General features: G+C 39.8%; 9 protein-coding genes. 5 read left to right on the forward strand and 4 right to left on the reverse strand.

What is annotated here, in order from left to right; all coding sequences use genetic code 11:
• From N523_RS0104675 to modF, 5 genes are all read left to right on the forward strand, one after another.
• Positions 1 to 368: hypothetical protein (locus N523_RS0104675; protein WP_028835957.1), on the forward strand; the 368-nt coding region annotated here is incomplete at its 5' end.
• Between the two features lie 726 nt (positions 369 to 1,094).
• Positions 1,095 to 1,457 carry a hypothetical protein gene (locus tag N523_RS0104680; RefSeq protein ID WP_013463853.1) on the forward strand — a complete coding sequence of 121 codons (363 nt, stop codon included), beginning with the start codon at positions 1,095 to 1,097 and terminating at the stop codon, positions 1,455 to 1,457.
• Positions 1,457 to 3,787, forward strand: a complete 2,331-nt coding sequence (locus N523_RS0104685) for a fatty acid cis/trans isomerase (protein ID WP_028834461.1) — start codon at positions 1,457 to 1,459, stop codon at positions 3,785 to 3,787. Before N523_RS0104680 ends, N523_RS0104685 begins: the two co-directional genes overlap by 1 nt.
• Positions 3,788 to 3,906: 119 nt before the next feature.
• The gene (locus tag N523_RS0104690; protein WP_028834462.1) at positions 3,907 to 5,631 is read left to right on the forward strand and encodes a response regulator; all 1,725 of its coding nucleotides are present in this window, start codon (positions 3,907 to 3,909) and stop codon (positions 5,629 to 5,631) included.
• Between the two features lie 67 nt (positions 5,632 to 5,698).
• Positions 5,699 to 7,150, forward strand: coding sequence for a molybdate ABC transporter ATP-binding protein ModF (modF, locus tag N523_RS0104695; protein WP_028834463.1), 1,452 nt, complete (start codon positions 5,699 to 5,701; stop codon positions 7,148 to 7,150).
• Positions 7,151 to 7,156: 6 nt separating this feature from the next.
• Here the strand turns inward: modF and N523_RS0104700 are convergent, their stop codons facing one another.
• The 4 genes from N523_RS0104700 to N523_RS0104715 form a co-directional block, all read right to left on the reverse strand.
• Positions 7,157 to 8,035, reverse strand: a complete 879-nt coding sequence (locus N523_RS0104700; RefSeq protein WP_028834464.1) for a TraB/GumN family protein — start codon at positions 8,033 to 8,035, stop codon at positions 7,157 to 7,159.
• A 100-nt stretch (positions 8,036 to 8,135) separates the two neighbouring features.
• Positions 8,136 to 10,070, reverse strand: a complete 1,935-nt coding sequence (locus N523_RS0104705) for an LTA synthase family protein (protein ID WP_013463858.1) — start codon at positions 10,068 to 10,070, stop codon at positions 8,136 to 8,138.
• Positions 10,061 to 10,432 carry a diacylglycerol kinase gene (locus N523_RS0104710; protein WP_008112748.1) on the reverse strand — a complete coding sequence of 124 codons (372 nt, stop codon included), beginning with the start codon at positions 10,430 to 10,432 and terminating at the stop codon, positions 10,061 to 10,063. The genes N523_RS0104705 and N523_RS0104710 overlap by 10 nt, the downstream gene beginning before the upstream one ends.
• Positions 10,429 to 12,102, reverse strand: a complete 1,674-nt coding sequence (locus tag N523_RS0104715; RefSeq protein WP_028834465.1) for a phosphoethanolamine transferase — start codon at positions 12,100 to 12,102, stop codon at positions 10,429 to 10,431. Before N523_RS0104715 ends, N523_RS0104710 begins: the two co-directional genes overlap by 4 nt.
• Positions 12,103 to 12,370 lie beyond the last annotated feature (268 nt).

The following is a 12,370-nucleotide window of genomic DNA, read 5'->3' on the forward strand; positions in this document are numbered from 1 at the left end:
AGAACATTGGTGCACTTTTACGTGGTACTAAGCGTGAAGACGTTGAACGTGGTCAAGTACTAGCTAAGCCTGGTTCAATCAAGCCACACACTACATTCACTTCAGAAGTATACGTACTTTCGAAAGATGAAGGTGGTCGTCATACTCCATTCTTCAAAGGTTACCGTCCACAGTTCTACTTCCGTACAACTGACGTAACAGGTGACGTACAGTTACCAGAAGGCGTAGAAATGGTAATGCCTGGTGATAACGTTAAGATGACTGTAACGCTAATCGCGCCAATCGCGATGGACGAAGGTCTTCGTTTCGCTATCCGTGAAGGTGGCCGTACTGTAGGTGCTGGTGTTGTAGCAACTATCGTAGAGTAATAATTAACGTTTAAGTTAATTGTTAGAAAAAGGTCACTTAGGTGGCCTTTTTTAATGGCTGCGATTTACATCATGTGAAGGTGGCGCAGTTACCTTAGGCGTAGGTGCTTTGTAGCAACGTTCAACGAGTAATAATTAGCCTAGCTAATTAATACGAAAAAACCCGAGCTTAGCCTCGGGTTTTTTAATGCCTGCAATAAAATAAAGGTTTCAGGTGCAAGGTTTAAGATTTTAGGTAATACCAATTCGCTTAATTAAGCGGTCTATTTTGAGGCAGGAAAAACGGGGTGATAGCTAGGCAAAAAATTCGCTATTTAGTTGTTCTAAATAAGAATTTTTTAACACAGGTAGCGGCACGTTTAGCCCCGCAAAATGATTGAGTATTATTGCGGATTGGTATAAAGCAGCTCGGTGTAAATTTAACACTGTCACTTGGGTTGAGTTTTATCGCACTTAGAGGGTAAAGCATGAAGGTTCTACACTTACCTTATGCATTGGTGCTTAGTAGCAACGATCGTTGAGTTCTCAATTACTGTAATGCTGCAGGTTTCAGGTTTTAATGAGTGAAGTTTGGCGTTCCTGTTGTTGTCTTAACGAAGTTTAAAGCAGCATTGATACCGCTGCTTAAAAATTAACGAGGCTATTTTAAGACTTGTTTATCGTTATTTAAGTTGGAACGTTGTTATAATAGGTAATAATTAAATAGTCAGTAGCGCAGAGAGTCCAATGGAACTTGAACAAGATAGCAATTTAACACTTCCTTTATTTATTCTAGATGAAACACTAAGTACCCGTGACTTAGCGCAGCCTGACTTGGAAATTTCAGTTATCTTAAGTGATGAGCTGCTTACTCAACTATGCCAGAACCCCAGTGCTGACAGTAGTATAGGCATTAGCATTGCAGACTATGAGTTGAATATCATCAATTCAAGCTTTGCTACCATAGCGCATAGCGAGCATGACGCTCAATTAACCATAACACAGGGCCCTCTATTAAGCGCTGTGGTGACTACTGTTGAAAACCTAACATTCGTATCACCACAAATCGATATGATGCCTACGTTCGATTTAGGTGATGAGACTGAATAATGAAAAAAAATATTATAGGTACTTTTGTACTGATTATCTTAAGTGGTTGTGCTTACTTAGGTAATGCACATTACAATGAATTATTCGGTCCTGAGCAAACACAAGATCGTATGGTTGCTCATAATAGCGGTGCTGGGGCTGAGTTTTTACAGCAAGTAAAGCCTGTACTCGATAACCGCTGCGTGGTTTGTCATGGCTGTTATGATGCGCCTTGCCAATTAAAACTCTCTTCTCCTGAAGGTATCGACAGAGGCCTCAGTAAAGAGTTGGTTTACGATGGTACTCGGTTGTTAGCTTCAACGCCGAGCCGATTATTATTTGATGCAACCACGACTGAGCAATGGCGTGATAAAGAATTTAGCCCGGTATTAAACGAGCGAGCACAAACTGAAGAAGCCAATTTAGCGGGTAGTGTGTTATTTAATACGCTGGTATTAAAGCAAAGTTCACCCTTGCCAGAAGATGAAGTATTAGATGAACGTTTTGATTTTTCACTTAGCCGCAACCAAAGTTGTGCGACGATGGGTGAGTTTGACCAATTAGCGGATGAGCAACCGCATGCGGGTATGCCTTATGGCTTGCCTGGAGTGACTGCTGCTGAATTTCAGCACTTACAAAACTGGATTAAAAAAGGCGGGAAAATGGCGCACATCAAGCCGCCATCAGCTGCTGAGCTTGCGCAAGTAAAAAACTGGGAAGCATTTTTAAATCAAGATGGTTTGAAGTACCAATTATCAGCGCGCTATATTTATGAGCATTGGTTTTTAGCACACATCTACTTTAGTGATGCACAATCACCTAACTTTTTTAAGTTGGTACGCTCAAGTACTCCCCCTGGTGAAGACATTAAATTAATAAGTTCTCGTCGCCCTTACGATAATCCAAACGTTGAGCGTGTTTATTATCGACTGCTTCACGACCGTTCTACTATTTTATCAAAAACGCATTTACCGCTTAAACTTAATGATGAAAAGTTGGCACGTATTTACCAGCAATTTATTGCGCCAAATTACACTGTATCTAGTTTACCAAGCTATGAGCCTACCCTTGCATCAAACCCGTTTAAAACGTTTGAAGCACTGCCTATAGATGCAAAATATCAATTTATGCTAGATGAAGCTGAGCTAATTATTATGGGCTTTATTAAAGGCCCTGTTTGTCGTGGTCAAATAGCACTCAATGTGATTAATGATCATTTTTGGGTGGCGTTTGCTGATCCTAAAAAGGTAGCGACTCCGGCGGTAGGTAAAATGCTGGTGCAACATGAGGATGCATTAGAGTTGCCCGCAGCAGAGGAAAGTAATGCGTTACCGATTTCTAATTGGGTCAAATACTCGGTTCGCGAAAAACGTTACTTAAAAGCCAAGGTAGAGCTTGCTAATAATCTGTTCAAAAACGGCGAGCATTTAACCACCGACTTATTGTGGAAAGGGGATGGGCACAATCAAAATGCGGCACTGACTATTTTTCGACACTTTGATAGTGCAACTGTAGTTAAAGGCTTTATTGGCCAACAACCTAAAACTATGTGGGTGCTTGATTACGCGCTGTTTGAGCGTATTCATTACTTGTTAGTTGCGGGCTTTGATGTGTATGGCAATATTGGCCATCAATTAATAACGCGCTTATACATGGACTTTTTACGTTTAGAGGGTGAGCACAACTTTTTAGCTTTGTTACCTGAAACTCAGCGAGAGACAATTAAACAGAGTTGGTATCGAAAATCACCACCTAGTTTGTCGACCTTTTTTGAAAACAATCGTGAGTTTAGTCAACCCAGCGGTATTAACTATCAAACAGATGAACCGCAATCAGAGCTATATGGCTTAATTAAAGAGGCATTAGAGCCCGTTTTAAGTCCTCGTTATGACTATAAAAAAGTACCCGCACCATTAAGTGCGATTAATACCATGCCTGCTAAAGCAGTTAACTTACTGCCACAGCTATCGTATGTGCTAGTGAAAGAGCAGGATGGACACACAGGCTATACGATTATTCACCATAACGCGCACTATAATATTTCGAGTCTACTAAACGAAGATGGACAGCGCGCTTATGAAGAAGATACGGTGACAATTGTTCCGGGCTTTATTGGTGATTACCCTTCTGCAATTTGGTATTTAAATAACGCCCAACAGGTTTCGGCCTTTGCCGAACAGTTACCGCTAGTGCAAGTGGAAGCTGATTATCGCGCTTTAAAGTCTAAGTTTGCGATTCGTCGAACTCACCCGCAATTTTGGCAATACAGCGATATTTTACATCAGGTTGCCCGCCAGTATCGAGGTGTTGAATTTGGTATGTTTGATTATAATCGACTAGAAAATCGTTAGGTACACGCTAAACGGTTACAAGAGCCCAGCTTAACTAGCTGGGTTTTTTATATTTAATAATTTAGTAATTAGTTTGCTAAGCTTAGGCTACAGTTAAAACAAAAAAAGTAACCTAGTTTATGTTCAACATTGTTAAGAGTATTCGCAAACGTTACCGTTGGGCTTTAGTTGCTATTGCCTTATTGGTCAGCGTATCTGCATTACTGATGCAATACTTCTTTTCAGTGCAAAAGTACGATGCAAAAATTATCAATATAGCTGGCAAGCAACGTATGCTTTCGCAAAAAATAGCTTGGCATAGCAATGCATTAATTAATCAAACGTATAATCACGCACAACATCTTCAATCGTTAAAACACTCCCTTGAGTTATTTGAACAAGCCCATGAATATTTACTCACTAAGGATGAACAAGGTGACGCAGTTTATCTAAATACACCTTTATTTGATTTATATTATGCCCCCCCAAACAACTTAGATGCAGAAGTGTTGGCCTTTATAACGCAAGCTAAAAATTTGGTTTCTCAAAAGGAGCCTATTAATTTGGCTTCGTTTTCTGTGAGCGAAGTTGAAGCATTACTTAAAAAATTAGACACTGCGGTGAGCTTATTTGAGCAACAAGCGGTAAAAAAGGTTGATTGGATCTCTAGTATTGAACTGCTTTGTTGGTTTTTTACTCTGGCATTATTGTTTTTAGAACTTAGATTTGTGTTTATGCCGATGGAAAAACGAGTTCTGCAGACCTTACAAAAGTATCAACAACAAAAAGAATTTGCAGAGCAGGTAAGTAATAACAAAGAGCACTTTATTGCACGAGCCAGTCATGAATTTAGAACCCCATTACAGGGGTTAATTACCTCGATCGATGAGCTAAAAACTCCCACTTCACAGCAGGATATACAACGCCAAGCTCGGTATTGCTCGGCGAGGTTGTTGGCGATGTTAGATGAATTACAAGATTTACAAGCGCTGAGTTTAAATCGTTGGTCGTTAAACCCGACCTCTGACAACTTACTAACCACCATAAATAAAGTGTTAGTTGTGTATGAATATGGTTGTACTGAAAAAGGGTTAAAGTTAATTAGAGAGTTAGCAGCGAGCTTAGACTGCGCGGTGATTGTAGATCATGCACGCTTACAACAAATAGTTAATGAGCTACTTAGTAATGCATTAAAGTTTACAGAGCAAGGAGAGGTGAAAGTCATCGCTACGCTCAACAATAACCAACTATCGCTGAGCGTCGAGGACACCGGCTGTGGCTTTGATCACCTTATCGAGCAATTAGAATTAGACAGCACTGAGCAAAGTAACCATTTTCAAGGACTCAGAACAGGCCTTACCCGTGTACAATATATTGTTGACGCCTTAAAGGGTGAAATTCGTTTTGAAAATAATCGTCAGCAAGGGGCCTCTGTATTTTTAACATTACCATTAGAGATGGATACTACTTTAAGCAAGTCATCGTCAATTCCTGATAACTTACATTGTTTAGTCGTTGAAGATAACCCACTTAATATGCTGGTACTCACTAAGCTATTAACCGCATTGAACATACACGCTGAATGCGCTGAGAATGGCAAAATAGCGTGTGAAATGGTCGCCAAAAAATCTTATGACGTCATCTTTATGGATTTAAATATGCCGGTTATGGATGGGTTTGAAGCCACTAAAATCTTGCATGATAACGATAAAACACTGCCGATTATTGTGGTTACCGCAAACACCTCTGATAGTGATCTTGCTCGCGCTAAAGCTTGTGGAGCAATAGGTCATATTCATAAACCCATAGATCAGCAAAGCATAATCGCGGCGCTAAACGATGCTTTTCTACCTGAGGTTGATTAAATCTCACTTGCTTAATTATTCCTTATTACGTTAGTTTGAGTTTTTAAGCTCTGTTTTGGGATCTAACGTGCGCTCAATTTTACTACAGCAATTTAGTGGTTATTTATCTACCGATGACAGTGTTCGGTATTATATCGACGATTTAACTTGGCAAGTAAAGCAGGGTGAACATTGGGTCTTACTCGGGGGTAATGGTGCTGGAAAATCAGCACTCGCAGCAGCGTTAATTGGTGAAGCAAAACAACAAAGCGGGCAACGTCATAGTACCTTTAACAAGCTACAATTAGTGTCAAGTGATCTACAAAAGCAGTTACTTAACACGCATCGTAAAAGTGAAAAACCACAAAAAGTAACAGACATGCTCTTTGCTGAGCCTGAAATAAATAGCGATTTATGCCAACAGTTAATCACCGCTTTTAATTTTGATGCCTTACTTAATCGTGATTTTACTGATTTATCTACTGGCGAAACGCGTAAATTATTATTAATTAAAGCGCTATCTGCTAACAGTGATTTAGTTGTGCTTGATGAACCATTTGATGGCTTAGACTCTGAATCGGTTGGGCAGCTAAACCGCCTATTACAGCAGTTGAGCGCACAAACCTGCTTTGTGTTTGTGCTAAACCGTGTTGATGAAATTCCAGCGTTTGTTGATCACTTTGCTTATGTGAATAATGGTCGTTTACAACATAGCTTGGCAAAACCGTGTGCAGCAAAACAAGCGGATTTATTCAAATTACTTCATTTAGAGCATACATCATTAAGTATTCCCGATGCGCCTGAGCGCTGTTTTAAATCAGCGACAAACACGCCACTCGTTAAGCTCACTAATGTTCATGTGCGTTACAGCGAACAAACAATTTTTGAAAATTTAAACTGGACGATTAACCAATATCAGCACTGGCAACTCACCGGGAAAAATGGCTCAGGTAAAACTTGTTTATTAAATTTAATTACTGGTGATAACCCTCAGTGCTATAACAATGAGATTGAAGTGTTTGGTTTTAAGCGTGGCACAGGGGAGAGTATTTGGGATATAAAACAGCACATTGGTTATATTTCAAATACGCTACATTTGCAGTATCGAGTGAGTATTTCGGCGCTTAATACTATTATTTCAGGGTTTTTCGATAGTATAGGTTTATATCAACAAGCCAGTGAGTTACAAACGCGTTTAGCTAAAGAGTGGTTGGCACTAATAGGTTTAAGTGACAAAACAAATAGCGCTTTTACCCAGCTATCGTATGGCGATCAGCGACTATTACTGATTGTGCGCGCAATGGTTAAACATCCTGCTTTGCTTATCTTAGATGAGCCATGTTTAGGGCTTGATGAGGCAAATCGTCAACGCGTTTTACTGCTGATTGAAAAGGTGTGTGCTGCAAAAACGAGTACCGTTATTTATGTAAACCATCATGCAGCAGATACCATTAAAGGGATTGAACACACCTTAAAAATGGAAGATTTTAAACCGGCTCACTATGGGCAACAAGCTGCTCATAGTGAGACGCTTATATAAGCTTGTTTATAACTGAGTAACCTTAAACCCTTGGTCGCGAAGTTGTTTAATTAAACCATGCTTCTCAACTAAGTGCAGAGCACCTACCGCAATAAACACCTTACCTTGTTCAAGTTTAGGCGTGAGCTGAGTGACCCAATTATTATTGCGCTCAATCAGCATCACTTGCTCGCTTTGTTGACCGTATTGGCTGTCATCAAAACTGGTGTGGTAATAGCTGGTTAGGGTTTGCATATCGCCCTTTTTCCATGCATCTACTAGGGTGATAAAGTAGGTATTAATATCGCTTAGTTGCTCAAAAGTTTCTGCCATCATGGCATTGCTTAATGACTCTAAGCCATTAAACATCTGTAGTTGTTGCTCTATGGTTTCAAGCTCCGCAATGTTAATACTGTGCTTTTGCGCGTACTCGAGTATTTGCTTATCGATGCCGTTTTTATCTGAATAGCCCGCGTTTTGAAACTCAATTTGCATCATGGTCAACATGACAGCCCAAGGTTTAAAACTGTTGAACATGGCAATATCAATCGATTTTTTAGCAAAGTAGTCTTTGAGGAGTTGATAATTTTTTTCTGAAAGCTCGCTCTGTAGCGTACGCCCGTTAGTAAGCAGCATAAACGGCATAGAACGTTGTTGCATTTGTAATGGTGATAGTTTACTAATATCCACTTCAACAACAACTTGGTTACTGTTATCCAGTGCGTGAGTCACTTTTTGTGGTAGCCCTTTCATGCTGGCATCACCCACATGCACGGTGCCAAATAAATACGAGCTAGCGCCTTGTTTTTCTATTTTGAATAGAGCCGGTGCTGCATAGCCATTGACGCTAAAGGCTAAAAGTAATAACACCATAAATAAATGACTAATACGTAATGACACGTTCATAAAATCCTATCCAAGTTTAAGTCGTTTTATAAATACTAACTTAGTTTACTTTATAGGTAACGTAAAAATGCCTGATTAATCAATCAGGCATTTTTCGGTGTTATTGATACCAATTATTGCTGTAGGCCATGTTGCCATAATTAGCCAGCGCACGAGCTTGCTTGATGAGTGCGCTATCGTTATGCTTGGGGTGTAATTGCTTATTTTTATAAATATAGGTGGTTGCTGGTTTATCTGGCTGCAAAATAACAACGTTATCGTTTTGCATGTAAGCAAAGTTTTTATCGTACTGCATCATTGCACGCTGCTTATTTTTGGCCACAGGGCGAGTGAGATCGTGACCAATCATTGGGTGTTCACCGCTGGCGCCAATAAGCGACAGTAAGGTGGTAGGAATATCCAGCTGACTGGCTAATTGATGATCGCGTTTGGGCTTAATACCGTTTCCAAAAATAACCGCAGGAATTCTAAAGTGATCAATAGGTACAAGGCTGGAACCAGACACGCGTGAGTCGTGATCAGCAATCACTATAAACACAGTATCGTCCCAGTAAGATGATTTTTTCGCCTTTTCAATGAATGTGCCAAGGGCATAATCTGCATATTTAGCTGCGTTATTACGGCTTTGCTTTGGTTGCTCAAACAGGGCTATTTTACCGTCCGGAAATTCATAAGGGCTATGATTAGAACTACTAAAAATCAGACTAAAAAATGGCTTTTGCTGTTGTTGTAATTTATTCAGCTCTTTATCTGCTTGAGTAAATAAATCTTCGTCAGATGCGCCCCATGAACCATTAAAGTTAATGTTATCGAAGCTTTCACTATCAACAATATCACTAAAGCCGTTACCCAAAAAGAAGCTACGCATGTTGTCAAAGTGACTTTCTCCACCATAAATAAACTGAGTATGGTAGTCCTGCTTTGCTAAAAAACTAGCCAAGGTAAAAAAGTCACGTTGTGATTTATCGAGTTTTACAACCGCGCGTGAGGGAGTCGGTGTAAAACCGGTTATAACTGCTTCAATACCGCGTACAGAGCGAGTGCCGGTAGCGTATAAGTTATCAAATCCCCAGCCCTGTTGATAAAGTGCATCTATATTAGGCGTTAAGGGTAAGCCACCTAAGGTACCTACATAACGAGCGCCCAAGCTTTCTTGCAGAATAATAACCAGGTTTTTCTTTTTACCTTGGTAGCTTGCCTGATGAAAAGTGCGGGTAGGGGCATTTGGATTATTAAATATTGCTTGAGGATTTTGCATGGTACTACGTACTGTGGCGAGTAACTCCTCTTGAGGGACCTTGCCATAATATGCCTGACTTGATTGCTCATTGGAGAGCTGTTTTAACGCAAATGCTACGCTATATGATGAATTAAGCGTGAGGTCATTCAGCAAGTGGTCGGTCGAAAATGCCACCATAGCGGGGTTTAATGGACGATGGCCTAATGAATTTCGAGCGCCTAACAGTGTTAGGCTACATATAATAACAGCTAATAGTGATAGTTTTATTGCCCCTAGGGACGAGCGGTTTTGCCATTGCTGAGTAAGAATTTTGTTAGCAAATTTAATGGTGAAAACGAGCGCTAAAACAGCGAAGAGGACTTCGAGTTTGTAACCTGAAAAAATCATTTTAGAGACTTCTTTAGGATAAATAAGGTATTCAATAAATAGGCGATTAGGGCGTAAGTCGTATTCGTTAATAAACGTGGGTGTAATAACCTCAAAAAACACTAACATTGCAGCCATTATTACTAAATACCACTTTACGACTCCTCGAATATAAGCAGTTAATTTGAGAGCATGTGCTGCAAGTGTTAGTAACAAAGCGGGGGTTATGATGTAGCATAATGTTGCTATATCAACACGTAAACCGCCTACAAAAACAAAGTGCCAGGCGCCTTCGGTAAATACACGGCCACTTTGCCACAAACTTAAACCTAATCGCGCAAAAGTTAGCAAGCATAGGAGTGCGAAAAAAAATACCGCTAAAACCCACAATGGCCCCAGTACTTTTTTAGTGCTACTGATTAAGTCCATAGCACAGACCACCAAACTAAAATAGCAATAAGCATGGCGATAAAGACACTGGCGGATGCAATATCTTTAGCTAGGCCTGATAGTTCATGATATTCGCTACCGATGCGATCAACCACCACTTCGACTGCGGTATTGACCAACTCAGCAAATAACACAAACAATAAGCTGGCAATCAAGATTAATTTGCTACTTAAAGTAATTTCTTGCAAGCAGGCAAATACGCCTAGCAAACTAAATAAAACCAACTCTTGCTGAAAAGCAGCCTCAAATCGGCTCATCCATTTTAGGCCGTTAAATGTATGGCTTAAGGTAAAAATTAGGCGCATTAGGCCTTGGCGTTTTATAACGGTTTTATTATTCATATTTTAGTTTCGCTATGGTTAATCGTTTGACATGACGCGAGTAAATCTTCAGAGGTTTGGTAGGTTTTACTCGCAACACCGGTTAAGCTTAAAAGGGTATGAAAAATAGCATCGTGTGATTGCGCTAAAGTGCTATTTAAGTTGTTGAGACACTTGGCTGTAATGCGCTGATTATGCTCATCAGCCCAGATGTAAAGAGGCACATGGGTTTGAGCTGTTGGTGCAAATGCATAGGGAAAGCCATGTAAGTATGCGCCATTTTCACCGAGCGACTCGCCATGGTCTGACACATACAGTAATTGCTTATCAATATTAGCTGGCAGTGCCTTTAACTGTTCAATAACTTGAGCGTTGATAAAATCACTATAAGCAATTGTATTATCGTAGGTGTTAACCAGTTCTTCAGCGCTACAGTTTTGAATATCGCTGCGGTCGCAGGTTGGACTAAACTGTTTAAATTTTTCAGGGTAGCGCTTAAAGTAAGTAGGGCCATGTGAACCCATCATATGCAGCACTATAACCGTATTAGCCTGACTCAAATTGGCAAGCTTGTGCTTTAAAGGGGCTAGTAACGCTTCATCAAAACAGTATTTACCATCACATAGTTCAGATGCTTTGGTATCAATATTAATGGTAGGTACGCGCGTGCAGACGTTTTTACAGCCACTGTTATTATCAACCCACAAGACATCTGCGCCTGCTTGTTGTATCAAATCAATTACGTTTTGCTGGTTATCACTGTCTAAACGAGAAAAATTGGCATGAGTTTGCAGTGAAAACATACACGGTACTGACACTGCTGTGGCCGTGCCACACGACGATACGTTATCGAAATAAGTGACATTATGTTTTTGCGTGTATTGGTTGGTATTACGCTCATAGCCTTGGTAGGAAAAATTTTCAGCTCGAGCGGTTTCACCTACCACGATGACAGTAACTCGTGTTGTGCTTGGCGATGCTAAAGTTGGCGTGGTATCAATATTTTTAAATTCAATATCGCTATAAAGTAACTGGTCACGGGCGTATTTGTAGCCACTAGAGAGATATTGAAATGGAATAATTTCTTTTTTAAGAATACGGTTATTACGACCCGTTGCCGCGTAATCGGCGTAAAAGTTAACGACCACTAATGCAATCAGTGCAAAGCTTGCTAAAAGCAGTTTAAGACGGCTAATAACTTCTTTGTATGGGCGAGCGCAGTTTATTTTTATTCTACTCAAAATAAAGACAGGTAATGCGGCAAAAAGCAGTAAAAAGCCAACAAGTTGCAAGTTTAAATAGCTTAACGCTTCACTAGAGTCAGTTTCGACGGTGTTTTGTATCATGGAATAATCAAACACCACACCATAGTTCAATGAGCCATATAACGCCGCACTCGAGAGCACTAGCAGCAAGTAGTTAATGGGTTTTAGTATTCCCCGAATAGAAACCACTGAAAAGAATATGATTAGCAAACAAATCAGTAGTAACGGCACAGAAAACAAAAATAGCCATGAAAATGTGTGCAACGAGGTAATAGCGCTAAACGCACCATGCATAAATGGAATATTAATAACTAAGCCGTAATAACAAGCCATAAAAATAATGAATGCATTAGCACTGCAATTAAAATAAAAGCGTTTTTTAGTATTTTCTTGCGGTTGCTTACTGAGTTTAAAAGTTGGGTTCATAACACGCCTCTTTTTCGTGAACGTTGTTATGCTAGGCTGCCAGACTTAAGAAACTCTTAAGAAATCGATTTATTTTAATTTTGTTAGATAAAAATGAGGTGGCTTACTAAAAATTAATCAAACCAGAATTCAGTGTTATAAGAATAGTGAATTTCCTGAGTTGAAATGAAGGGATAAAAAATCTATTTAACCTGTTTTAATTGAATTTTAAAACCTGAGTAAGCGTGTTTTTATAATTATTTTGAATTGAATTTGGTGTTGACTTACC

It is taken from the genome of Pseudoalteromonas sp. 23_GOM-1509m (assembly GCF_000518425.1).
In the GTDB taxonomy this organism is placed as follows: domain Bacteria; phylum Pseudomonadota; class Gammaproteobacteria; order Enterobacterales; family Alteromonadaceae; genus Pseudoalteromonas; species Pseudoalteromonas tetraodonis.